Below are 23837 nucleotides of genomic sequence, written 5' to 3' on the forward strand. Positions count from 1 at the left end.
ACGCCTGCAAAATACAGTCATCATCTTCTTCAAGTTGTTTAAAAGCCTTTTTTAAAAATGTCCTTTACAAAGGGTACATTTTAAAGGGGTCTGACCCCTTTTTTTTGACCCCTTTTTTTGCTTTATCCCGCTATTCTCAAGTATTTTTAATTTCCACTACATGATAAACCTCTATTAAAAACGTTAACTTTCATAACAATATTACCCAAAAAAACCATCTAAATTTTAATGATTATTTATTGAATACAGAACGGATATTCGCATATAATGATAATGGGAACATTAGTTTCCTTTGTGTAGTTTATCTGGCTGTAAGATCTCCACTTTAAAAGCTCAAGGGAACTTGAGAATGATAAAGGGGGAGCAAGAGCTAGTAAAAGCCCGATTCGTTCAACTAACAATCAGTAGCGGAAATGCGAATACCTCCACTGATTGAAGCTTTACTTTATTTGGAGGTTTTTTTATGAAAAAGGTTATTTTTTTAGTAGATATGCAGTCATTTTATGCCTCTGTGGAAAAAGCAGATAATGCAAGAATTCAAAATAAACCTGTAATTGTAGCTGGTGATCCAGAAAGAAGAAGTGGCATTATTTTAGCCGCATGCCCGTTGGCTAAGAAATTTGGAGTCAAAACGGCAGAGCCATTATGGGAAGCCAAAAGAAAATGCCCAGAGGCAGTTATCGTCAGACCGCGTATGAAACGATATATCGAAGTATCCTATCAAATTACACAGATAGTAGAGCAATTCACGGACCTTGTAGAAGTTTTCTCCATAGACGAGCAATTTCTAGACGTTACAGGGAGTCAACGATTATTCGGGGAACCATTAACGATTGCTAAGAAAATCCAAACGGCAGTGATGGAAGGCACAGGTGTATATAGTCGAATCGGGATAGGACCAAATAAGGTACTTGCAAAGATTGCCTGTGATGCGTTTGCAAAGAAAAATCGAGATGGGATTTTCCAACTAGACCATTCAAACATGAAAGAACAAATGTGGCCATTACCAATTGGCAAGATGTTTGGTGTTGGAAGTCGAATGGTACATCATTTAGAACGACTAGGAATCCAAAAGATTGGCCATTTAGCACAATTTCCTGTCCATATTCTGAAGAAACGATGGGGCATTAATGGAGAGGTTTTATGGCAAACTGCAAACGGCATTAACTATTCTCCTGTGACGCCGCATACCCATGAAAACCAAAAGGCAATTGGTCATCAAATAACTTTACCTAGGGATTATCGAACGATAGAAGAAATTAAGGTGATTCTATTAGAACTAAGTGAGGAAGTTGCCCAACGTGTACGAGCAAAAAATTATAGAGGTAATACTGTATCGGTGGGGGTAAGAGGCGCTGATTTTGAAAATCCTACTGGCTTTCACCGTCAAGTAAAATTGACCTCACCTACTAATTTTGGAATGGATATTTTTAAAGCTGCTTTTAAATTATTTTGTGCACATTGGGATAGATTGCCGATAAGGAGTGCAGGAATTACTTTATCCCAACTTCAGCCAGCAGACTCTTATCAGTTAAATCTCTTTGATTTTTCTATGAGAAAAGAAGAGTTAAATCAAGCGATGGATGTAATCCGCTCTAAATATGGTCAAACAGCCATTGTGCGCGCTTCTTCACTGACTAAATCAGGGCAAGTATTTGATCGTGCAGAGAAAATAGGTGGACATTATAAATAGATGCAATATAGGAGGATGCTAAAAGTGAAGCCTAACAAACTTACCCCCGGATTGAATTTATTATGGGAATCAAGCAGGATGATGTTACCTGAACATAAAGAGGTACTGCAACGTCATCAAAAAGAGCTAGACAAAAGGATTATCCCCCTTTTTGATGAACAGCAGAATGAGTTATTCTCACACGTTATTGTTGAGGCAATAAAACAAAATAAGGATGTTAAAATCCAATATTTTCATCCATATGAGGATAGATATATAGTTGGGAAAATAGAGAAAATATCACCTGAACGAGATAAAATAAGGATAAGTTCTAAAGACAATGACATGTGGATCTGTCTTAGTGAAGTTTTAGATATTTCTTTTCCTTAAAACAAGGAAGACACCGATTGAATCGATGTCTTCCTTACTATCAGGATTTATTGTAATACAAAGACGTAACGGGCAGCTTTTGATTCCATAAATGAATGAAGATGGACAAAATTACGCCAAACATAAGTCCAAGAAAAACGTCTATACATAATGTAGCGATAAAGGTGACAAGAAAAACAAATGCTTGGGGACGATTATGTTTTCGATAATAGTTCCATTGTTTAATATGGATTAAATTACGAACTGCGTAAATAATAATCGCACCTAAGGCAGCCTTTGGAAGAAAATAAAATAATGGTGTCACATAAAAAATAGCCAATAACATAAGAAGTGCGGTGATGAGGGTGGAGAGTCTTGTTTTTGCACCTGCTTCATAGTTAACAGCGGTTCGTGAGATTGCACCTGCGACAGGGAAAGTTCCAATTAAAGAACTTGTTATATTTGTAAATCCCAAACTCATTAATTCTTGATTAGCATTTAAACTTTCCTTTTCCTTGTTTGCGAGCGTCTTTGCGACGGAAAAGGATTCGAAAAAGGCGATAAAGCTAATAATAAGTGCGATTGGCAGTAAAGAAATAATCGTTTCCCATCCTGGTAATTGAAAAGAGATATGTTGAAATTGTTGGGGAATTTCACCAACAATCGTGACACCGTACAGATGTAAATTAAAATAGTCTACACATAAAATAGACGCAAGAATAACGATAATAGGACCTGGCGAAGCGCGAGCAATACTTTTCATGATAAGTAAAACTAAAAAGCTACTAAGCCCAATTACCATGGAAACAGGATTAGCTGTTGGTAAAGTACGAATAACTTCAAAGGCATACAGAATAAAATTTTGTGTTGTTGGTGCTGTAACACCTGTAATAGTGTGGAGTTGGTGGAAGATAATAATGAATGCTAAAGCGGATGTGAATCCACCAATTACAGCTGGTGTAACGTATTCTAATAATAAACCAATTTTTAATAAACCCATTATCAATTGCAGGATTCCAACTAGAAGGGCAAGGAAAACAACCAATTCTAAAAAGTTATTTGAATCCGGATTCGTAATACTAGCAATACCTGTAAAAGTTAATAGTGATACAACAGATACAGGCCCGACTGATAAATATTTAGAACTACCAAAAATGGCATATACGATTAATGGAAATGTACCTGCAAATAGTCCCATCGTAATTGGAACACCAGCCAAACTTGCATAGGCCATACTTTGTGGTAGAAGTAGAAATGTCACAATAATCCCGGCAGTTAAATCACTTGGTAAATGCTCCAAATTATATGACCCGAGTCGCTTTATTCTTGGTTTTATTTCAAGCATAGAACAGCACCTTTCTAATAGAAAGACTATACATGTACTATATTGGACAACACCCTAAATTATTACTGGACGTAAAATTGCTTTAAACATAGAAAGGAAGTTTAAATCATTGTCTATGAGATTTATATCGCGAAAGTATTGATAGGATTAATTGTGTAAAAGTTACTAAGTTATGGTGGAGAAGCTGCTGAATGAAGGAAAATACTTGTGTTGAATAATGTGTCACTCCTTTTAGGCAAATGAATAGAATAGTAAGGGAACAAAATGGAGTGTAAAGGAGAATGTTTTATGCAACCAAATCATATGCGCCCATTAGCGCACCATCCACATCCTCAGCATGTACCGACACAGCATATGCATCCACAACACGCATCACCGCAACATATGCACCCACAGTTTCAGCAACCAAATTGGTACAGGCAAATTTCAATTGAAGATGCGATTCAAGTTGCGCGACAGCAAGTACAAGGTCAAGTCGTGAAGGCAGAATTAGAACATAGGGGCCAACGAATGATTTATGAGGTCGAAATCATTAATCCACAAGGTGTAAAATATGAAGTGAAGCTGGATGCGACAACAGGAGAAGTATTGGCTGTAGAGCTAGACTAATTCGTTGGATTAAAGTATAAGATGTCATTGTAAACCAAGTATAAAATACTAGTAGAAAAAGGCTTGTTTCTGAGATGAGAAGCGAGCCTTTTCAAATGTTCCTTTCACAGATTGACGAAAGTACTCATACTTGTAGTTTTCACTTCTGGGAAGATATTAGTTCTATACGTTTCATTCGAAGTGGACATGTCATTTTGTATGGATGATATCCATTGAAAATGATTTCTAAAACTCTTCTTATTACTGCATGACCAGAAAAATATGCTACAATGTTAATCAGTTAATTCAACCGAATTCAACCTGTTGTTGGAGGGATACATATGTCAGTCGTTCGAACGGAAGACTTATTAAAAAACTTTAATTTAGAGCTAGTTGCAGGTAAAGATGGAATACATAGAGAAATTAAAGAAAGTGATATTTCCCGACCAGGAATTGAAATGACTGGCTATTTTCGTTATTATCCAAAAGAACGTCTACAGCTTATTGGAAAAACAGAAATGACATATTTCCTTGAGCTAAGTGAAGATGCAAAGAAAGACCGTGCATATCGACTCTGTACGGATGTAACACCCGGTATCGTCATTTCTCGTGGTATGGAAGTTCCAGTGGAAATTATTCAGGCAGCAAATAACTCGGGCACACCAATACTGCTTTCACCAAGAAAAACAACACGTGTTATAAGCCGTTTGACTAACTACCTAGAAGCAAAATTTGCACCATTCACTGCTATCCATGGTGTTTTAGTAGACATTTACGGTGTTGGAGTCTTAATTACCGGTCAAAGTGGAGTTGGTAAAAGTGAAACAGCATTAGAATTAGTAAAACGAGGTCACCGACTTGTCGCAGATGATAGCGTCGAAATTAGACAGGAAGATTACGATACGCTAATTGGAAATTCACCTCCATTAATTGAACATTTACTCGAGATACGAGGTCTTGGGATTATTAATGTCATGACATTGTTTGGAGCGGGTGCTGTACGTAACTTCAAGAAAATCTCTTATATCATTAATTTAGAAAACTGGGATGCCAAAAAGCAGTATGATCGGCTTGGATTAGATGAACAAACGATGAAAATTATGGATGTCCATTTACCAATGGCGACCATACCAGTTAGACCAGGTCGAAACTTAGCAGTTATTATTGAAGTAGCCGCCATGAACTTTCGTTTAAAACGAATGGGAGTGAATGCAGCGGAGGAATTTTCGGAACGTTTAACTAAAGTGATTAAAAAACAGGATGATAGGGAGTTTTAAAAAAGTAGGGGTGATTAGATGACGTGTGATGTACCATCGTTAGATCGTGTATTTATACAAATAGGTTCATTTTCCATCTATTGGTATGGTGTTATTATTGCGGCAGGAGCGTTTATTGGATTATATTTGGCAACAAGAGAAGCAAATCGTTTAGGTTTGAAGAAAGATACAATGGTCGATTTAGTTGTATTTGCGATTCCAATTGCGATTATTTTTGCTCGAATTTACTATGTGATTTTTGAATGGGAAAGTTATGCTGGTAGACCTTGGTGGCATGTCATCGCCATATGGGAAGGTGGTATTGCTATCCACGGTGCATTGATTGGCTCAGTATTAACCGCTATCGTATTTGCTAAAATTCGTAAAGTCTCATTTTGGCAACTCGCAGATATTGCAGCACCAAGTTTAATTTTAGGACAAGCAATAGGTCGTTGGGGAAACTTCATGAACCAAGAAGCCCATGGTGGTGCAATTTCAGAAGCAGCATACCAAAATTTCCATCAATACTTACCAGATTTTATAATGAACCAGATGTGTATTGATGGTGTATATTACTATCCCACATTTTTATATGAATCCATATGGAATGTATTGGTTTTCATTTTATTAATTTGGTTAAGAAGAAAAAATCTGTTCCGTGGAGAACTATTCTTGACTTACATCATGTCTTACTCCGTCGGTCGCTTCTTTATTGAAGGGATGCGAACAGACAGTTTATATGGTGGAGACTTACGGGCAGCACAAGTCATTTCGATTATCTTAATTGTTGGATCGATTGCACTTATTATATATCGCCGGACGAAGCAAACTATTGATGTTTATTACGATGGAAGAAAGATAGGCAAAAAGAAAAAATAAGATGTTTATTGTAGTGTGAACTTGCTAGGAAATAATCAAAGGTGCGATAAATTGTGAGCACGACTAGCAAGTTCTATGCATGATAAGATCTCCATTTGAGGGGAATAAGAATGACAAGTGGAGGTTAACAGTTAGTAAAAGCCTGCTTATACAACTAACAATCGGCAGGGGAAGTCGAAAACCTCTACTGATTGAAATTTGATTAGAAAAAGGGGTGCATTTACATATATGGGGATTCAGACAATACTTTTTGATCTTGATGGAACATTAATTGATACAAATGAACTCATAAAAGAATCTTTTAAATATACATTTAAACAATATGGTTATGAATTTACGGAAGAACAGCTATTATCTTTTAACGGCCCACCACTGCGCGATACGTTCAATAAAATTGCACCGAACCTTGTGGACGACATGGTACAAACATATCGTGAACATAATTTTTTACATCATGACGAATATGTCAAACTTTTTCCAGGAGTAAAGGAGACATTGGAGTCATTACAAAAGGCAAATATACAATTAGGCATCGTGTCTACAAAAATGCGAAAAGGTGTCGAAAAAGGGTTATCATGGACGGGATTGTCTTCATACTTTTCCACAATTATCACTTTAGATGAAGTAACCCATGCTAAACCACATCCCGAGCCTGTGTTAATGGGAATGGAAGCATTGCATGGAAAAAAAGAAACAACATTAATGGTCGGTGATAATTCTCATGATATTGAGGCGGGACAACGTGCTGGTGTGGCAACTGCTGCTGTGGCATGGTCACATAAAGGTGAGGAGTTTTTAAACGCATATGAACCAACATATATGCTAGAGAAAATGAGCGATTTACTACAAATCGTAGGAGTGTAAACATGCGAAGAACATCCCGGTTTCCTGTTCAAGGTGCAAATTCATTATGGCAAATATATAAGACGGTCTCTTTTTGGAAAGTGGCCAAAAACTTTATCATTATTCAAATTGCCCGGTTTACACCATTTTTAAGTGTGAAAAATTGGTTATACCGCGTCTTTCTGAAAATGAAAGTAGGAAGGCAAACAGCATTTGCTTTAATGGTTGTGCCAGATGTCATGTTTCCAGAAAAAATTTCGGTAGGTAACAATAGTATTATTGGGTACAATACGACTATTTTAGCTCATGAATATTTAATCAATGAGTATCGTCTTGGCGAGGTAATCATTGGGGATAATGTGATGATTGGAGCAAATTCAACGATATTACCTGGCATCATAATTGGAGAGGGTGCAATAATTTCTGCGGGATCCCTTGTTCATAAAGATGTTCCCGCTGGTGCATTTGTCGGGGGAAATCCAATGCGAATCATTTATACAAAAGAGGAAATGGAACAGAGAGAAAATAAAGAAATATTGTAAAGTATATCTAAATTACTTTCTCTAGATAGTACGATGTTGCGTTAGTTACAAGTAAAAGCATGTGTAATGCAAATAAATTCGCTGTTTTAAATATAAAGTGAATGAATGAGACGGAAAAATAGAGAGTCGCAGTCAACCTAAAAAGAATAATGGGGTTGAATGTGGCTTTTTCATTTATCTGTGCATGAGATGTGAAAGATAAGGTTATATTTAATGTAGAAGCAATAAGTGGGAGGCTAATCATATGGTGAAATTCAGCAGTTTCAATCGATCTGAAACATTAAGAATGATTGAAAAGAGTCAATACGATGTGCTTGTTATTGGTGGTGGAATTACAGGTGCAGGCATTGCTTTAGATGCTGCATCCCGCGGATTAAAACCAGTTGTTTTTGAAATGCAAGATTTTGCGGCGGGTACATCGAGTCGGTCTACAAAGTTAGTTCATGGTGGTCTTCGTTATTTAAAACAATTTGAAGTAAAACTAGTTGCAGATGTTGGGAAAGAGCGAGCTATTGTTTATGAAAATGGCCCGCACGTCACGACTCCGGAATGGATGATGTTACCTTTTCATAAAGGTGGAACGTTTGGCCCTGTCACGACAAATGTTGGTTTACGGACATATGACTTCTTAGCTGGTGTAAAAAAGACGGAACGAAAGAAAATGTTAAGTCCAGAAGAAGCATTAGAAAAAGAGCCACTTATTAAAAGAGAGGGTTTAAAAGGTGCTGGCTACTATGTAGAATACAAAACGGATGATGCACGACTTACGATTGAAGTGATGAAAAAAGCCGTGGAAAAAGGAGCAACTGCGATTAATTACGTAAAAGCAGTTGATTTTATTTATGATAACAATAATCGAGTAATAGGAACATTATTGGAAGACCAACTTACTGGAGATACATTTGAATGTTATGCAAAAAAAGTTATTAATGCATGCGGCCCTTGGGTGGATGCATTACGTGAAATTGATGGTTCCAAAGAAGGAAAACATTTGCATCTAACAAAGGGGGTACATCTCGTATTTCCACAAGAGGTTTTCCCTTTAAAACAAGCAATTTATTTTGATACACCGGATGGAAGAATGGTTTTTGCAATTCCACGGGAAAATAAAACATACGTTGGAACTACGGATACGTTTTACGAAGGAGATATCGCGCATCCGACGGTAAAAAGAGAAGATCGGGATTACTTATTAGAAGCAATTCATTTTATGTTTCCTTCATTACAAATAACAAATGACGATGTTGAATCAAGTTGGGCGGGGTTACGTCCGTTAATTGAAGAAGATGGGAGGAAACCGGGAGAGATTTCTCGTAAGGATGAAATTTTCATTTCAAATTCTGGTCTAATTTCGATTGCGGGTGGAAAATTGACTGGTTACCGCAAAATGGCGGAAGAAGTAGTGGATACAATTGTCAAACAGATGAAAACGGAATATGGAATCCTTTATTCAAAATCGGAAACAGAGCATATTCCAATTTCAGGTGGAGAAGTTGGTGGGTCAAAAGGATTTGAAAAGTATAAAGGAAATATGAAGAATGAAGGTTTGAGCTTAGGAATAAAAGATGAAATGGTACAAAGGCTCATTCAAAAATATGGTGCAAATGTATCGGTAATATTTACATTATTTAAGGAAAATAAAGAAGAAGCAATTAAAAATAATATAGATCCAGTTGTTTTTGCTGAGCTATTGTATGGACTTGATTACGAGCTCGTCTATAAGCCAGCCGATTTCTTTATTCGAAGGACAGGAGCGCTTTATTTTGATATCAATTGGGTAAAAGAACATGAAACAGCAGTAGTAAATTATTTGGCAAATGTATTTGCATGGTCAACAAAGGCAAAAGAATTGTATCAAGCCGAATTGGATCGTGCTTTACGTGAAGCAACACATCCAACAGATTCATAATAAAAAAGGGTCTGACCCCTCAGGCCCTTTTTAGTGCGCCTATTTTCTATCCATACATGCATATCCCTACTTTATTGTTATAGCAATTTAGTCGAAGTATATATTTTCATTCGTGATTATGTTATACTTTGTACTGAAAAGAAGTAAACTAGGAGATTGTGTATGCAACAAACGAATAAAAAAATTATACCATTTATACCGGATGGCGATTTTTATTATGTCCGTGGAGTAGAGGCATTTCAAAAACGTAAATTTGATAATGCGACAAAATGGTTAAAAAAAGCGATTGAAGCAAATCCAAATGAACCATTATATCGTTGTCAACTTTCTGTCGTTTATACAGAATTAGGACTCTATTATAAAGCGAATCAAGAATTAACAATTGTATTGCAATCAACTGAAGAATACGTTGATTGCTATTATTTATTAGCGAATAATTATGCCCATTTGGGTTTACTGACTGAGGCAAAAAAATATGCACTTGCCTATTTAAACAAAGAAAATGATGGAGATTTTACGGAAGAAGCAGAGGAACTATTACAACTGATTGAATTTGAAGAAGAAGAGGAAGACGATTGGGAATTAGAGGATGAAGATGAGTTATTAATCTATCAAGAAACAGCTTTCCACTTTATGGAGAACTTAGATTGGAATAAAGCATTGGCGGTTTTAAACGAAATGCTGATCTTGTTTCCAGATCATAAAGTTATTCGACATGAATATGCACAAGCATTGTTTTTCGAGGGGCAACATGAAGAGGCTATTGCGATGGAATTAACGCATTTAGAATCTGAACCAAGTGGATTATATAGTCATACAAACTTGGCATTGTTTTATTATGAACTCGGAAAGAAAACAGAATACAATCATTATATAAGTAAAATACGCAATGTATATCCAATCCATGAACAACAAAAGCTAATCATAGCAACAACATTGGCAAGGACTGCCCAATATGCAGAGGCGAATAAACGGTTTCGCATGATTAAACAGAAGACTGTATCACCTTTATCTTATTTTCGCTGGTATAGTTTAACCTTGTATGAAATGGGAAACATCTCAAAAGCTCAATCGATATGGGAAATAGGTTGTAAGAAATACCCGCAATTAGAAAACGAAGGGCAGCCATGGAGGAATTGAGCAGAATAATAGACGAAAATGAGATAATCTTATACGCTTAATTTAGTTATCATAGTATATTACAGAAAAAGAGAGGCGATGGTGATGTCCGAGGAAAAAGTGTATGATGTAGTGATTGCTGGTGCTGGACCAGCTGGGATGACTGCTGCTGTTTATGCATCACGTGCAAATCTCCATACATTAATGATTGAACGAGGGATACCGGGTGGCCAAATGGCGAATACGGAAGAAGTGGAAAACTACCCTGGTTTTGATCATATATTAGGACCTGATTTATCCAATAAAATGTTTGAACATGCCAAAAAGTTTGGCGCGGAATATGCCTATGGGGATATTAGTGAAGTAACGGATCATGGCGATTATAAACTAATTAAAGCTGGTAAAAATGAATATAAAACGAAGACGTTCATTATTACAACGGGTGCAGAGCATAAGAAAATCGGTATTCCAGGCGAAGAGGAACTTGCTGGTCGCGGTGTTTCTTATTGTGCAGTCTGTGACGGAGCTTTTTTTAAAGATAAAGAATTAGTGGTAATTGGTGGTGGAGATTCCGCGGTTGAAGAAGGAATCTATTTAACGAAATTTGCGAAAAAGGTTACCATTATTCACCGTCGTGATGCTTTACGAGCCCAAAAAATTATCCAAGAACGTGCTTTTAACAACGAGAAGATTGACTTTATTTGGGACACACAAGCAGTATCCATTAATGGGGAAAATAAAGTATCTAGTTTAACATTGAATAATCTTAAAACTGGAGAAACATCTGAATTTAAAGCAGATGGTGTATTTATTTATATTGGTATGCTTCCTTTAAGTGAACCGTTTAAAAACCTTGGAATTACAGATGATGAAGGCTATATCTTAACAAATGAAAACATGGAAACAAAAATACCTGGTGTGTATGCAGCAGGCGATATTCGTGAGAAAAAGCTTAGACAAATAGTAACTGCTACAGGTGATGGTAGTATTGCAGCAGAGTCTGCACAGGCTTATATTGAAGAGCTAAAAGATAAAAAGAAAACATCAACTTTATAAGAAACATGAAATCGACAAGATAAAGAGGTATACTTGTCGATTTCATCATTTTAAACTGGTTTTAATGTTGTTGTAACACGGACGAAACATTTATACGATACAATGTAGTTAACTAATTGACCCCCTTTTTTATAAATATATTGTTGGGCACAGATATATATCGTATCTGTGTCTTTTTTTTGTTGTATGGAAGTCTGTATGTTACGAAGTGGCGCTTACCATTTTCATCATGCTGTTGGTTTATGCATGGTGGTATGTTCCTATCATTCAATGTATAATAGAAGTAAGAAGATAAAGATGAAGTGAATGCATGAAATATAGATATAAAGGTGATATGTATGCAACGTGTGACGAATTGTATTTTAATCAATCAAGATTATGTACTGTTAATAAAAAAGCCAAGCCGAGGCTGGTACGCAATGCCGGGTGGAAAAATGGAGCAAGGGGAAACAATTAAAGAGTCAGTAGTTCGTGAGTATTGGGAAGAAACGGGACTAACATTAGAAAAGCCAACACTAGCTGGTGTATTTACTTTTAACATTTATGATGAACAGCAACTTGAAAACGAATGGATGATGTTTACATTTGTGAATCGAAATTATTCTGGTACATTAAATGATCATTGTAAAGAGGGAGAACTCACCTGGGTAAGACGTGAAGAAGTTTTAACTTTACCAATGGCAGAAGGAGATAGGAAAATTTTCGAGTATGTATTATCAGGAAATAAAGATGTGCTGTTTGGGGCGTTTCAATATACTACTGCGTATAAATTATTAGATTTCCGCCTTGATCCATGGGAAGGAGTTAAATAGATGACAAATCAATTAAATGAAACAAAACTGGTTATTATAACGGGAATGTCTGGTGCTGGTAAAACTGTCGCAATACAGAGTTTTGAAGACTTAGGTTATTATTGTGTGGATAATTTACCGCCTACATTATTACCAAAGTTTCTAGAACTAATGAAAGACACTACAAACAGTATTCGAAAAGTAGCGCTTGTAATGGATTTACGTGGTCGTGAATTTTTTGATACGTTAATTGAGTCATTAGATAGTGTTAGTGACGAAAACTGGCTTGATGAACAAATCCTTTTTCTAGATGCTAAAGATGAAAAACTCGTGAGTCGATACAAAGAAACACGACGTTCTCACCCTTTAGCTGTTGGGGATTTACCATTAAAAGGAATTAAACAAGAACGGGTTATTTTAGACGAATTAAAAGGTAGGGCACAACGTATAATTGATACAACAAATTTAAAACCACGTGAATTACGAGAAAAAATCTTACAAGCTTTCAGTGAAGAAAAACAAGATATTTTTTCTGTGAATATGTTGTCGTTTGGTTTTAAATATGGTTTGCCAATAGACGCTGATTTAGTTTTTGATGTAAGGTTTTTACCAAATCCACACTATGTACCAAATTTGCAGCCATTAACAGGTCTAAATCAAGACGTGGCTACCTATGTATTTAAATGGACAGATACGCAAAAGTTCCAAGAAAAGGTAATGGATCTTTTGCAGTACATGTTGCCGCTTTATAAAAAAGAAGGAAAATCTCAACTCGTTGTCGCTATCGGTTGTACAGGTGGGCAACACCGTTCTGTTGCATTAGCAGAGTATTTTGCAAAACAATTATCAGGTCAGTATATTACACACGTAAGTCATCGTGATATTGATAAAAGGAAGGATCATTAAAATGGGAACGCAGGAAGAACCACGAGTAGTTGTCATTGGCGGAGGAACAGGTATGCCTGTTTTATTACGCGGATTAAAAAGTTTGCCAATCACGTTAACAGCTTTGGTAACGGTAGCTGATGATGGTGGAAGTACTGGGAGATTACGTAGTGAAATGGATATCCCGGCTCCAGGTGATATTCGTAATGTGATTGCAGCAATGTCTGACGTGGAACCAATGTTAATCGAATTATTTCAGCATCGGTTTTCCATGGGGAATGGACTTTCTGGCCATTCTTTAGGTAACTTACTATTGGCAGCAATGACTTCTATTACCGGAGATTTTTTTACGGGCATAAAGGAAATTTCACGTGTACTAAATGTAAAAGGGGAAATATACCCAATCTCTAATGAAAATTTGCTATTGCATGCAGAAATGGAAGATGGGACAATCGTTTCGGGCGAATCAAAAATTCCCTTAGCAAAAAAACGTATTAAGCGTGTATTTTTAAGTCCGCAACCAGCCGAACCTTTAACTAATGCTATTGAAGCAATTGAAAAAGCGGACTTAATTGTTATATCTCCTGGTAGTTTATATACAAGTATTTTACCGAATTTGATTTTTCCACAAATAGATGAAGCAATATTAAATGCAAAAGCAAAAGTAGTATACGTATGTAATGTGATGACACAAGAAGGTGAAACAACGGATTATACAGCATCTGATCACGCCCAGGCGATTATTGACCATGTCGGAAAGAATAGTTTAGATGCAGTGGTTGTCCATAATGAACCAATAAGCAAAAAGATTCAATCGGTGTATGCTGAAGAAAATGCAAAACCTGTACAGTTTGATATTGAGCGCTTAATGGAGATGGGTTTGGAGGTCATTGAGGGAGATATTATTGACCATCAACAATATACATTGCGTCATGATACGAATAAAATTGCAACATTGCTTTATTCGCTTGTGACCAAGACAAGTAAAAAGGGTGAGTAAAGTTGTCGTTTGCTTCAGAAATAAAAAAGGAATTAACAACAATTGAATCTGACCCATGTTGCATTGAGGCAGAACTTGCTGCATTAATACGTATGAATGGTGTTATATCCTTATCACAGCAAAACTATACATTAGACGTGCAAACAGAAAATGCAGCCATTGCACGAAGAATTTATGTATTAATTAAATCGAAATATAATGAACCGGTAGAATTACTTGTTCGAAGGAAAATGAAGCTAAAGAAAAATAATGTATACATTGTCCGTATGAAAAACGGCGTAAAACAGATATTACAAGAATTAGAAATATTAGAAGACCCATATGTATTTCTTCGCTCTATTTCTAAAAGATTTACAAAAGAGGTATGTTGTAGAAGGGCATATTTACGAGGCGCCTTTTTAGCAGGGGGTTCAGTCAATAATCCAGAAACATCTTCGTACCATTTGGAAATCTTTAATATGTATGAGGAGCATAATCATGCTTTGTGTGCTTTATTAAATACATTTGATTTGCGTGCAAGAGAATTGCAACGTAGAAATGGCTTTATTGTATATATAAAGGAAGCAGAAAAAATAACGGAGTTTCTTAACATAATCGGTGCACATAATGCATTATTTAAATTTGAAGATGTACGGATTGTGCGTGATATGCGAAATTCAGTCAACCGGCTAGTAAATTGTGAAACAGCTAACTTAAATAAAACAATTGGTGCTGCCTTCCGACAAATAGAAAATATCCGTTTTATTAAACAGACGGTAGGTTTAGAAGCTTTACCAGAAAAGTTACAAGAAATTGCCACTGTTAGGTTAGAACATGATAATGTGACATTAAAGGAGTTAGGGGAGCTCATTCCAAGTGGTAAAATTTCAAAGTCTGGAGTGAATCATCGAATGAAGAAAATCGATGAATTTGCCGAAAGTATCCGCCAAGGGAAAATAATGTAAATAAAGCTTGGTTATTCGTTCGCTTTCATGGTATAATATCGATAATTTACACAAAAAGAGAACGTGAAGAGGATACTTATTCCTGGGGAGGATGATGATGTTGGTAGAAAGGACAGTAAGGGTTGAGTTGGAGACAGGGTTACAAGCTAGGCCTGCTGCACAGTTTGTACAAGAAGCCAATCGATATTCTGCAAACTTGTTTTTGGAAAAGGAAGGTAAACGAGTAAATGCAAAAAGCATTATGGGACTAATGAGTTTAGCCATTACGGAGGGAGAAACGATTATCCTAACTGCAGATGGACCAGATGAAACCGTTGCTTTAAATAGCTTAATCGAGTTTGTTACAGAAAACAGCGAAAAAGTTTAAAGATAAAAGGCTACGACAAAACAAAAAGGTCAGACCTCCCATTACTTTATGAGGGGGTCTGACCCTTCTATTTCTGAGAATATTTTATTCGGGTTTTCTTTCCAAGATTTTATCAATCAATCCATAGTCAACTGCACGATCTGCTGTCATGAAATTATCACGGTCTGTATCACGTTGGATAACATCAATCGGTTGACCTGTACGATCAGATAAAATTTGATTCATCTTGTCGCGCATTTGCAAAATACGTTTTGCGTGGATTTCAATATCTGCTGCTTGTCCTTGTGTTCCTCCAAGTGGCTGGTGAATCATGATTTCACTATTTGGTAGTGCAAAACGTTTCCCTTTTTCACCTGCAGCAAGTAAAAATGCCCCCATTGAAGCGGCCATTCCGATACAAATTGTTGATACATCTGATTTTATAAATTGCATCGTATCATAGATTGCCATTCCAGCTGTAATGGAGCCACCTGGTGAATTAATGTACAGTGAAATATCCTTTCCTGGATCTTCTGCTTCAAGAAATAGTAATTGTGCTACAATCGCATTTGCAACATTATCATCAATGGCACTACCGAGCATAATAATTCTGTCTTTCAATAAGCGTGAATAAATGTCATAAGCACGTTCTCCGCGGTTTGTTTGTTCAATTACTGTAGGTATTAGTTGCATAAAAAATTCCTCCTATTTACCATAAATTAAATATATTTCTATCATAAACTAAAGGTCAATGAAGGTCAAACGATAAACTTTACCTTCATCATGTTTCATTGTATATATATGAAAAACTCTCTATCCATCATACCCTCTATAAGGACAAAATAAACGATTAAATGAAAAACACTTGAAACAAAAACATTTCCACGATATAATAGCCTATGTGTTTAAAATATATTATGCGCTCGTAGCTCAGGTGGATAGAGCAATGGTTTCCGGTGCCATGTGCCAGGGGTTCGAGTCCTCTCGAGCGCGTTAGTAACAACCTCAATAGTAGCAAGGGTTACGCTAGTGATGCGTCCTTGCTATTTTTCTTTTTTCTTTCAAACTTCTAACCCCGCTTCTAAACACATCTTATTTGTTTTTCGGCAAGAATGAGAATTATTATATTTCAAAGATCTTGTTCTAAAAGCGGAAGAAGGACATCCGCAATAATATTACCCGCGGTTTTAGGAGCAACTTTTCCTGGTAGGCCTAATGCGTGTATGGAATGAATCCCTAATTTGCTAGCTTCCTTGAAATCTACTCCCCCCGGGCTAGATGCTAAATCTATCATAAGACTTGTGGAATCCATTTGTTCTAACGCTTTTTTATTTAATATACGTGCTGGAACGGTATTAATGATGATTTGTTGTTTCGTAAGATAATGCTCTAATTCCTTATAATAAATTGGTTTCATTCCCATTTCCGTAATTCGGGCGGCGTCAGTAGACGAGCGCACACAGACTGTTACATACGCGCCTACTGCCGCAAACAAGCGAGCAACTGTAAAGCCGACTCTCCCAAAACCAAGTACTAAAACATGTGAACGGTGAATGGTATAATTTGTATGATGCATTGCAAGTTCAAGTGTGCCTTCTGCAGTTGGGATAGCATTTAAAATGGCCATATCGTCTCGGTGAAATAAACGTATAAGTTTGTGATCTTTTGCTGCCTCTTGTAAATAATTTCCTGCAATACCTGTGTAAATGAGACAATCCTCTTTTGTCTGAGCAAAAAGTTCTCTCGATACATATAATTCTTCATCGGCATATGGTGCAAGTTCTACTTTACCTTTTTCATTTGCACCGGATACAGGGAGTAATATGGCATCTTGAATTGAAAAATCAATTTGTTTTAATTTCTTACTTTGTACTTTATCCGAAGTGAAGCGATAGTTTTTAAAACCAGCAACTTGAACGATTAACCCTGCTTCTATTAATCGATTCATAACTTCTATGTATCTTGTATCCCCACCAATAACAGCGATTCGCTTATTTTCTAGCATCGTTTTCCTCCTTAACTAATTTTTCTACCCATTATAAATCAATATGCAAGTAAAGCGTGAACCATAACTAAATAGTTGCTCCACTTATTTGAAACGTTTATACTCATGGAAGATAATTGTTAAAGAAGGTGTCTTAATGGAAAATAAAATAATTCGAATTGGTATCGTTGGCTATGGAAATCTTGGGCGAGGTGCTGAGCTAGCGATTGAAAAACAATCAGATATGACATTAGTAGGTATCTTTACACGTAGAGCACCAAGCGATGTGCAACCTGTATTTACAAATACACATGTATATGCTTATGAAGAGCTATCACAATACCAAGATAAAATAGATGTACTTATTTTATGTGGTGGTTCTGCTAGTGATCTTCCGCAAATGAGTCCTGAATTAGTTACGATGTATAACATTGTGGATAGTTTTGATAATCATGCCAAAATAGTTGACCACTTACACCATGTACAAGAGGCTGCTACAAAGAGTGGTAAAGTTGGTGTCATTTCTGTCGGTTGGGACCCAGGTCTTTTTTCTATGAATCGTGTATTAGGTGAAATTGTCATACCAGATGGTGGAACACATACATTCTGGGGTGAAGGATTAAGTCAAGGACATTCAGAGGCGGTTAGAAGGGTTACAGGTGTTAAACACGCTGTACAATATACGGTTCCTATTGAAGATGTGCTTGAAAAAGCTAGAGAAGGAATTGGAGCAGATTTAAGTGCTGCTGATCGTCATAAGCGCGTATGTTATGTCGTAGCAGATGAAAAAGATTATGAAAGAATTGAACAAGAAATTAAAACAATGCCTGATTATTTTGCCCCGTATGAGACAACGGTACACTTTATTAGTGAAGCGCAGTTTTTAAAGGACCATCAAAAAATGAAACACGGTGGTTTTGTCATTCGGTCGGGAAACACTTCATCTGAAAATAAGCAGGCATATGAATTTTCACTTGCACTTGATAGTAACCCAGAATTTACGGCAAGTGTTCTCGTCGCATATGCAAGAGCGGCATTTAAATTAAATCAATTTGGAGAAACTGGTGCAAAAACAGCTTTCGATATCCCACTTTCCTTTTTGTCACCAGAATCCAGAGAAAATATGATAAAAAGATTACTTTAATTACTTTAATATATAAACAAAGCGGGTATGAAATAATTCTACCTGCTTTTTTGTTTTTTATTACAATTTTTTTGTGAGTGAATCGTGGTAATTGCTGCATGAACTGGGAATGATAAATAGAGAAAGTGAAGCTTCAATCAGTGAAAATATGTAGCCAGTTCATTTATGATAAAATGGTTGTTATTTCATTTAGGAATAGTCATTGGAGGGTTTGATGATGAAAAAAATAGCATATTCAGTAATGATACTTTGTGTCATGCTTATGATAACTGCTTGTGGTTCGAATAATGAAGAGGAGTCAGGAATGACCAGTAATCTTTATGATGAAATTATGGAGAAAGGGGTTATCACAGTTGGAACTGAAGGTACATATGCCCCGTTTACGTTTCATAATGAAGCTGGAGAATTAACGGGTTATGATGTAGAGGTTTTTAAAGAGATTGCGAAACGAATGGGAGTAAAGGTAGAATTTGGAGAAACGCAGTGGGATTCGATGTTCGCTGGTTTGAATGCGAAACGTTTCGACGTCATTGCCAATCAAGTTGGTATAAACAAAGAAAGATTAGAGAATTATGATTTCTCTGATCCATACACATACTCTTCAGCAGTTGTGGTTGTCGCAAAGGATAATAACAATATAAATTCGTTTAAGAAATTAGAAGGTAAAAAGTCAGCACAATCTTTAACGAGCAACTATGGTGCAATCGCGGAAGAAAATGGAGCTGAGCTTGTAGCGGTGGATGGACTTGCCCAGGCGATTGAGTTAATCAAACAAGGCCGTGTTGATGTAACAGTAAATGATAAATTAGCAGTACTTAATTATATGAAGCAGCAAGGTGATAAAAATATAAAGATTGTAGCAGAAGGAGAGGATGTTTCAAAAACAGGATATTGTTTTAATAAGGGAAACGAAAAGTTAATAGAGGTTGTGAACGAACAATTAAAAGCAATGCGCGAAGATGGCACATTGGCAAAAATTTCAAAAGAATGGTTTGGTGAAGATGTATCTTCTAAGTAATATTTCTAATACGATAACTTCAGATATGGGGGGATGGGAGTTATTCAAAAACTCGCTTTTACCGATGGTCATTGGTGGAATAAAATATACGATCCCCCTCACACTTATTGCATTTATTTTAGGTTTATTATTGGCACTTGTAACAGCAGTAATGCGCCTGTCTAGTATTCGCATTTTGCGTGTTCCAGCAGCTGTATATGTATCTGCAATTAGGGGGACGCCATTACTTGTTCAGTTATTCATTATATTTTATGGCTTACCAACATTAAACATGACGATATCTCCTTTTCCAAGTGCAATTATTGCATTTACATTGAATGTAGGTGCATACGCTTCGGAAATTATCCGAGCATCAATTGAATCCATTCATAAAGGACAGTGGGAAGCTGGCTATACAATTGGTATGACGAAAAATACGGTATTAAGACGAATTATTCTTCCGCAAGCCGCAAGAGTTTCGGTACCTCCTTTATCAAATACATTTATTAGTTTAGTCAAGGATACTTCACTTGCTTCATTAATTTTAGTGGCTGAGCTATTTAGAAAGGCACAGGAAATTGCTGCAAGGACTTATGATTTCATGCTGCTATATGTAGAGGCTGCATTACTTTATTGGATTATTTGTCTGATACTTTCATTTGTCCAAGGAATCCTGGAAAGACGTCTGGCGCGGTATACTGCTAAATAGATAGGAGAGTTACACATGTTTTTATCAATTAAAGGTCTAGCCAAATCATTCGATAAGCTAGAAGTGTTAAGGGACATTAATTTAGAAATTGAAAAGGGAAAAGTGTTAACGATTATTGGACCTTCTGGTTCAGGAAAAACGACACTATTACGCTGCTTAAATGCTTTGGAACATCCAAATAAAGGTATATTTACTTTTGATGATGGCTTAATCATGGATTTTGAAAATAAAATGAGTAAGAATACGTGGTTAAAATTAAGAAGGAAATCAGGAATGGTTTTTCAATCATATAATCTATTTCCACATAAAACCGTTTTGGAAAATGTTACAGAAGGCCCCATCATTGTGCAAAAGCGTGATAAAAATGAAGTGCGCGGGACAGCGGAGCAACTTTTAGAAAAGGTAGGATTGAAGGACAAGCAGGATCTTTATCCTTATCAATTATCAGGTGGTCAACAACAACGGGTTGGGATTGCAAGGGCACTAGCACTAAAGCCAGATTTGATGTTATTTGATGAACCAACATCTGCTTTAGATCCAGAGTTAGTTGGAGAGGTCCTATCCGTTATTAAAGAACTAGCAAACGAAGGATGGACAATGGTAATCGTTACCCACGAAATTCAATTTGCTAGACAAGTCTCAGATGAAGTAATATTTATGGATGGTGGTTACATCATTGAACAAGGCTCGCCGGAAGAAGTTCTTACTTCACCAAGAGAAGAACGAACGCAGCAATTTTTGCAACGTATTTTAAATCCGGCATAATTTTACAACCATGCAAGATAGTAAAATACTCATGTTTGATTGTAAAACGTAAGAGTTAAAGGAACGTTCTTCAAGCTGCATGAACGGGTTGAAATATACCGTTGCTTGAAGTTTACATTGTAGGCATAAACCAGGGAAGCGCGTTAAAATGCACCCCTGGTTTTTTTGTGAGGAGAATGGAACATTGATAAAATCATTGCAGCAATGAGGAATTAATGAAATAGATTGGTAGATTAAAAGGATGAAAACGTTTAGAATAAAAGAAAGTAATGATCGGATAATAATGGGGAAGCAGGGTGACTACAAATTGAAACTTGTAAATTATCGAAATAAAAATAGCAATCAGATGGAACGTATTGGTTTTATATTAGATGAATATGTTGTAGATGTGCAAGATGCATATAAGTCCATGTTACAAGCGGTAAATAAAAATGAACAATTAGAAATTATTCCAGCAGAACCAGACCTTTTCTTTAAGATTGGTACACCTGCAATAGAAAGGGCAATAGCAGCATATGATTTTGTGAAGAAAAATCAAGAAGAGCTCACATTGCTACGCATGGAGCAAAGAAACATCATCTTTGGGCCACCTATCCGAAATCCGCAAAAGATTATATGTGTGGGAAGAAACTATGCAGCACATGCAAAAGAAATGGACAGTGATATTCCTACATACCCAGTACTTTTCGCTAAATTTGCCAATGCACTAATTGGGCCTAATGATCCGATAGAAAAGACAAGTTTTACAGAAAAACTGGATTATGAAGGAGAACTTGTTGTTGTTATTGGGAAAGAGGCAAAGCACGTGAAACGAGAAGACGCCCATCATTATATCTCGGGTTATGCAATAGGAAATGATACATCTGCCCGTGATTTACAGAAGCGAACACCACAATGGTTACAAGGAAAATCAATTGATCGAACGACACCAATTGGACCGTGGATTGTAACGACAGAAGAAATAAAAGATCCAATAAACCTTGCTGTACGTTCATATGTGAATGGTGAATTAAGACAAGAGGGTAACACACGTGATTTTATATTTGACGTTCCAACCTTAATTGAATTTATCACAAGTCTTATCACATTACAACCTGGGGATTTAATTATGACGGGCACACCGGATGGCGTTGGTTTTGGCATGAATCCACCACAATTTTTGAGCAATGGTGATATCGTCACAATCGAGATTGATAAGATTGGTAAGATTGAAAATAAAGTGATGGATGCACAGCTGTAAATTATCACAGTATTGACTCAAGCAATGAGGGACATCTAGTGGTAACGACGGCATGACTGGTACGCTGTATGCTGCGCTTTTGGCTAGGACTGATTATTGAAACTAAAAGATTGTTGCCAAAGTGTATTAATACGAGAATATGAAGATTAGTAAAAAGGAGGGGGAGTAGATTTTGAAACAACGTCTCGTTCAAGAACAAACTTTACAATTAAAAATGAATCAATCCCTCCTTCAAGCAATCAAAATATTGCAATTATCAAGTGTAGAATTAATTGATTATATAAAGGAATTAGTAAAAGAAAATCCACTAATAGAGGAAATTAATTATGATTATGAAATAAATCATTATCGAGTGGAACATCCCGACCACGCACAAATTGGTGAAATGAATGCCCAATCCCTCACAATGTATGAGCAACTAAGGAATCAATTATATACTGTGAAAATTCCAAAAGCCTTACTTCACGTTGTTGAGTTTGGTATTGATTCACTAAATAAAGATGGTTATTTGGACATTACATTGGAAGAATGGGCGAAACAATGTGATGTTTCTGTAGAGAATGCAGAAGAAGCATTATCCTATTTGCAGCAAATGGACCCACCTGGAATTGGTGCGCGTAGTTTGACTGAATGTATCATTTTACAATTAAGAGAATCAAAGCAAGATTTTGTTGTAGATTTACTACAACATCATCTCGATTGGGTCGCACAAGAGGAAATTGATTATATTGCAGCCCATTATGGTGTAAGCGAAGATATTGTAAGGAATGTCTTGAATCAGATAAAAGCATGCCATCCGAAGCCAGGCAGTTTACTAGCTACAGATCAAATAGCATACATCGTTCCAGAAGCAGCAATAATCAAAGAGAATGATAAGTGGAAAGTTTCCTTCTATAAATGGTATTCTCCAAGGTTAACCATCAATCCCGCATATCTTGATTTGATAGAGAAAGACAAGGAGGCTGCGACGTATTTAAAAGAAAAGCGTACGCAAATGGAGCGAGTGAACGAGGCGATTTCATATCGTGGTCACACATTAGAACAAATTATAAAAAAAGTGTTAGAGAAGCAAGTAGGTTTTTTTGAATTTGGGCCAACGATGTTACAATCTCTAACATTAAAGGAAATTGCGGATGCTTTACAAATCCATATATCAACTGTAAGTCGTGCCATTAATAGTAAATACATCCAAACACCACACGGAGTCGTACCGATTAAGTTCTTTTTTCAATCAGGATTAAAACAAGGTGGAAAACAAACGTCATCTTACGCCATTAAACATTATATAAAGGAAATTATTCATCAGGAAAATAAAGCAAAGCCATTGTCAGATGCAAAAATATGTAAGATATTAAATGAAGATTATGGCATAACAATTGCGAGACGAACGGTCATGAAATATCGTGAACAACTGCATATTCCATCATCAATGAAAAGGAAATAACGGAGGTATA

At 36.4% G+C, this 23837-nt stretch carries 24 protein-coding genes and 1 tRNA gene; 22 read left to right on the forward strand and 3 right to left on the reverse strand.

Features of this window, described 5'->3' with window-relative positions; translation table 11 throughout:
• Positions 1 to 463: 463 nt before the first annotated feature.
• The gene (locus ACFFIS_RS03535; RefSeq protein WP_320379582.1) at positions 464 to 1693 is read left to right on the forward strand and encodes a DNA polymerase IV; all 1230 of its coding nucleotides are present in this window, start codon (positions 464 to 466) and stop codon (positions 1691 to 1693) included.
• 15 nt (positions 1694 to 1708) lie between these two features.
• Positions 1709 to 2062, forward strand: a complete 354-nt coding sequence (locus ACFFIS_RS03540) for a YolD-like family protein (RefSeq protein WP_390186184.1) — start codon at positions 1709 to 1711, stop codon at positions 2060 to 2062.
• Between the two features lie 40 nt (positions 2063 to 2102).
• On the opposite strand, the gene ACFFIS_RS03545 is transcribed toward ACFFIS_RS03540, so the two are convergent.
• Positions 2103 to 3386, reverse strand: a complete 1284-nt coding sequence (locus ACFFIS_RS03545) for a SulP family inorganic anion transporter (protein ID WP_390186185.1) — start codon at positions 3384 to 3386, stop codon at positions 2103 to 2105.
• A 288-nt stretch (positions 3387 to 3674) separates the two neighbouring features.
• On the opposite strand from ACFFIS_RS03545, the gene ACFFIS_RS03550 reads away from it, so the two are divergent.
• The 13 genes from ACFFIS_RS03550 to ACFFIS_RS03610 all read left to right on the forward strand — a co-directional run bounded on the left by ACFFIS_RS03550 (position 3675) and on the right by ACFFIS_RS03610 (position 15565).
• Positions 3675 to 3995 (forward strand): PepSY domain-containing protein, encoded by a 321-nt coding sequence (locus ACFFIS_RS03550; protein ID WP_320379580.1) that lies wholly within the window; start codon positions 3675 to 3677, stop codon positions 3993 to 3995.
• Between the two features lie 320 nt (positions 3996 to 4315).
• Complete coding sequence (gene hprK / locus ACFFIS_RS03555) at positions 4316 to 5251, forward strand: HPr(Ser) kinase/phosphatase (protein ID WP_320379579.1); 936 nt, start codon at positions 4316 to 4318, stop codon at positions 5249 to 5251.
• 18 nt (positions 5252 to 5269) lie between these two features.
• Positions 5270 to 6109, forward strand: coding sequence for a prolipoprotein diacylglyceryl transferase (lgt, locus tag ACFFIS_RS03560; protein ID WP_320379578.1), 840 nt, complete (start codon positions 5270 to 5272; stop codon positions 6107 to 6109).
• Positions 6110 to 6337: 228 nt separating this feature from the next.
• Complete coding sequence (gene ppaX, locus ACFFIS_RS03565) at positions 6338 to 6973, forward strand: pyrophosphatase PpaX (RefSeq protein WP_390186186.1); 636 nt, start codon at positions 6338 to 6340, stop codon at positions 6971 to 6973.
• A 2-nt stretch (positions 6974 to 6975) separates the two neighbouring features.
• The gene (locus tag ACFFIS_RS03570) at positions 6976 to 7494 is read left to right on the forward strand and encodes an acyltransferase (RefSeq protein ID WP_390186187.1); all 519 of its coding nucleotides are present in this window, start codon (positions 6976 to 6978) and stop codon (positions 7492 to 7494) included.
• Positions 7495 to 7738: 244 nt separating this feature from the next.
• A complete protein-coding gene (locus tag ACFFIS_RS03575; protein ID WP_390186188.1) occupies positions 7739 to 9403 on the forward strand; it encodes a glycerol-3-phosphate dehydrogenase/oxidase in 1665 nt (554 codons plus the stop codon).
• Between the two features lie 162 nt (positions 9404 to 9565).
• Positions 9566 to 10543 carry a tetratricopeptide repeat protein gene (locus ACFFIS_RS03580; protein ID WP_320379577.1) on the forward strand — a complete coding sequence of 326 codons (978 nt, stop codon included), beginning with the start codon at positions 9566 to 9568 and terminating at the stop codon, positions 10541 to 10543.
• Positions 10544 to 10627: 84 nt separating this feature from the next.
• Positions 10628 to 11578: a thioredoxin-disulfide reductase gene (trxB, locus tag ACFFIS_RS03585; protein ID WP_320379576.1), complete on the forward strand. Its 951-nt coding sequence runs from the start codon at positions 10628 to 10630 to the stop codon at positions 11576 to 11578.
• A 338-nt stretch (positions 11579 to 11916) separates the two neighbouring features.
• Complete coding sequence (locus ACFFIS_RS03590) at positions 11917 to 12390, forward strand: NUDIX hydrolase (RefSeq protein ID WP_320379575.1); 474 nt, start codon at positions 11917 to 11919, stop codon at positions 12388 to 12390.
• The gene (rapZ, locus tag ACFFIS_RS03595; protein ID WP_390186189.1) at positions 12391 to 13275 is read left to right on the forward strand and encodes an RNase adapter RapZ; all 885 of its coding nucleotides are present in this window, start codon (positions 12391 to 12393) and stop codon (positions 13273 to 13275) included. It begins immediately after the preceding gene.
• Position 13276: 1 nt separating this feature from the next.
• Positions 13277 to 14254 carry a gluconeogenesis morphogenetic factor MgfK gene (gene mgfK, locus ACFFIS_RS03600; RefSeq protein WP_390186191.1) on the forward strand — a complete coding sequence of 326 codons (978 nt, stop codon included), beginning with the start codon at positions 13277 to 13279 and terminating at the stop codon, positions 14252 to 14254.
• A gap of 2 nt (positions 14255 to 14256) precedes the next feature.
• Positions 14257 to 15198: a DNA-binding protein WhiA gene (gene whiA / locus ACFFIS_RS03605; RefSeq protein WP_320379574.1), complete on the forward strand. Its 942-nt coding sequence runs from the start codon at positions 14257 to 14259 to the stop codon at positions 15196 to 15198.
• Positions 15199 to 15298: 100 nt separating this feature from the next.
• Positions 15299 to 15565 (forward strand): HPr family phosphocarrier protein, encoded by a 267-nt coding sequence (locus tag ACFFIS_RS03610; RefSeq protein ID WP_320379573.1) that lies wholly within the window; start codon positions 15299 to 15301, stop codon positions 15563 to 15565.
• Positions 15566 to 15649: 84 nt separating this feature from the next.
• On the opposite strand, the gene clpP is transcribed toward ACFFIS_RS03610, so the two are convergent.
• Entirely contained in the window at positions 15650 to 16237 is a 588-nt protein-coding gene (gene clpP, locus ACFFIS_RS03615) for an ATP-dependent Clp endopeptidase proteolytic subunit ClpP (protein ID WP_390186193.1), read from the reverse strand.
• A 226-nt stretch (positions 16238 to 16463) separates the two neighbouring features.
• Here clpP and ACFFIS_RS03620 point away from each other — a divergent pair.
• A tRNA-Arg gene (locus ACFFIS_RS03620) sits at positions 16464 to 16537 on the forward strand.
• A 136-nt stretch (positions 16538 to 16673) separates the two neighbouring features.
• Here ACFFIS_RS03620 and dpsA read toward each other — a convergent pair.
• Positions 16674 to 17549, reverse strand: a complete 876-nt coding sequence (gene dpsA / locus ACFFIS_RS03625; protein WP_320379572.1) for a dipicolinate synthase subunit DpsA — start codon at positions 17547 to 17549, stop codon at positions 16674 to 16676.
• Between the two features lie 136 nt (positions 17550 to 17685).
• Between dpsA and ACFFIS_RS03630 the strand changes: the two genes are divergently transcribed.
• The 6 genes from ACFFIS_RS03630 to rpoN all read left to right on the forward strand — a co-directional run bounded on the left by ACFFIS_RS03630 (position 17686) and on the right by rpoN (position 23827).
• Positions 17686 to 18672: a diaminopimelate dehydrogenase gene (locus ACFFIS_RS03630; RefSeq protein ID WP_390186194.1), complete on the forward strand. Its 987-nt coding sequence runs from the start codon at positions 17686 to 17688 to the stop codon at positions 18670 to 18672.
• Between the two features lie 217 nt (positions 18673 to 18889).
• The gene (locus tag ACFFIS_RS03635) at positions 18890 to 19690 is read left to right on the forward strand and encodes an amino acid ABC transporter substrate-binding protein (RefSeq protein WP_320379570.1); all 801 of its coding nucleotides are present in this window, start codon (positions 18890 to 18892) and stop codon (positions 19688 to 19690) included.
• Positions 19674 to 20378, forward strand: coding sequence for an amino acid ABC transporter permease (locus ACFFIS_RS03640; protein WP_390186214.1), 705 nt, complete (start codon positions 19674 to 19676; stop codon positions 20376 to 20378). The genes ACFFIS_RS03635 and ACFFIS_RS03640 overlap by 17 nt, the downstream gene beginning before the upstream one ends.
• Positions 20379 to 20393: 15 nt before the next feature.
• Positions 20394 to 21143, forward strand: coding sequence for an amino acid ABC transporter ATP-binding protein (locus ACFFIS_RS03645; RefSeq protein ID WP_390186197.1), 750 nt, complete (start codon positions 20394 to 20396; stop codon positions 21141 to 21143).
• A 307-nt stretch (positions 21144 to 21450) separates the two neighbouring features.
• The gene (locus ACFFIS_RS03650) at positions 21451 to 22383 is read left to right on the forward strand and encodes a fumarylacetoacetate hydrolase family protein (protein ID WP_390186199.1); all 933 of its coding nucleotides are present in this window, start codon (positions 21451 to 21453) and stop codon (positions 22381 to 22383) included.
• Between the two features lie 172 nt (positions 22384 to 22555).
• On the forward strand, positions 22556 to 23827 hold the full coding sequence (rpoN, locus tag ACFFIS_RS03655) for an RNA polymerase factor sigma-54 (RefSeq protein ID WP_320379567.1): 1272 nt from the start codon (positions 22556 to 22558) through the stop codon (positions 23825 to 23827).
• Positions 23828 to 23837 lie beyond the last annotated feature (10 nt).

The sequence above is a fragment of the Paracerasibacillus soli genome (genome assembly GCF_042432965.1).
Classification (GTDB): domain Bacteria; phylum Bacillota; class Bacilli; order Bacillales; family Amphibacillaceae; genus Paracerasibacillus; species Paracerasibacillus soli.

Excerpts from the sequence above, each read along its gene's own strand:
- ACFFIS_RS03535 (WP_320379582.1), top strand. The coding sequence starts at position 464 with ATGAAAAAGGTTATTTTTTTAGTAGATATGCAGTCATTTTATGCCTCT.
- ACFFIS_RS03540 (WP_390186184.1), top strand. The coding sequence starts at position 1,709 with ATGCTAAAAGTGAAGCCTAACAAACTTACCCCCGGATTGAATTTATTA.
- ACFFIS_RS03545 (WP_390186185.1), bottom strand. The coding sequence starts at position 3,386 with ATGCTTGAAATAAAACCAAGAATAAAGCGACTCGGGTCATATAATTTG.
- ACFFIS_RS03550 (WP_320379580.1), top strand. The coding sequence starts at position 3,675 with ATGCAACCAAATCATATGCGCCCATTAGCGCACCATCCACATCCTCAG.
- hprK (WP_320379579.1), top strand. The coding sequence starts at position 4,316 with ATGTCAGTCGTTCGAACGGAAGACTTATTAAAAAACTTTAATTTAGAG.
- lgt (WP_320379578.1), top strand. The coding sequence starts at position 5,270 with ATGACGTGTGATGTACCATCGTTAGATCGTGTATTTATACAAATAGGT.
- ppaX (WP_390186186.1), top strand. The coding sequence starts at position 6,338 with ATGGGGATTCAGACAATACTTTTTGATCTTGATGGAACATTAATTGAT.
- ACFFIS_RS03570 (WP_390186187.1), top strand. The coding sequence starts at position 6,976 with ATGCGAAGAACATCCCGGTTTCCTGTTCAAGGTGCAAATTCATTATGG.
- ACFFIS_RS03575 (WP_390186188.1), top strand. The coding sequence starts at position 7,739 with ATGGTGAAATTCAGCAGTTTCAATCGATCTGAAACATTAAGAATGATT.
- ACFFIS_RS03580 (WP_320379577.1), top strand. The coding sequence starts at position 9,566 with ATGCAACAAACGAATAAAAAAATTATACCATTTATACCGGATGGCGAT.
- trxB (WP_320379576.1), top strand. The coding sequence starts at position 10,628 with ATGTCCGAGGAAAAAGTGTATGATGTAGTGATTGCTGGTGCTGGACCA.
- ACFFIS_RS03590 (WP_320379575.1), top strand. The coding sequence starts at position 11,917 with ATGCAACGTGTGACGAATTGTATTTTAATCAATCAAGATTATGTACTG.
- rapZ (WP_390186189.1), top strand. The coding sequence starts at position 12,391 with ATGACAAATCAATTAAATGAAACAAAACTGGTTATTATAACGGGAATG.
- mgfK (WP_390186191.1), top strand. The coding sequence starts at position 13,277 with ATGGGAACGCAGGAAGAACCACGAGTAGTTGTCATTGGCGGAGGAACA.
- clpP (WP_390186193.1), bottom strand. The coding sequence starts at position 16,237 with ATGCAACTAATACCTACAGTAATTGAACAAACAAACCGCGGAGAACGT.
- dpsA (WP_320379572.1), bottom strand. The coding sequence starts at position 17,549 with ATGCTAGAAAATAAGCGAATCGCTGTTATTGGTGGGGATACAAGATAC.
- ACFFIS_RS03630 (WP_390186194.1), top strand. The coding sequence starts at position 17,686 with ATGGAAAATAAAATAATTCGAATTGGTATCGTTGGCTATGGAAATCTT.
- ACFFIS_RS03635 (WP_320379570.1), top strand. The coding sequence starts at position 18,890 with ATGAAAAAAATAGCATATTCAGTAATGATACTTTGTGTCATGCTTATG.
- ACFFIS_RS03640 (WP_390186214.1), top strand. The coding sequence starts at position 19,674 with ATGTATCTTCTAAGTAATATTTCTAATACGATAACTTCAGATATGGGG.
- ACFFIS_RS03645 (WP_390186197.1), top strand. The coding sequence starts at position 20,394 with ATGTTTTTATCAATTAAAGGTCTAGCCAAATCATTCGATAAGCTAGAA.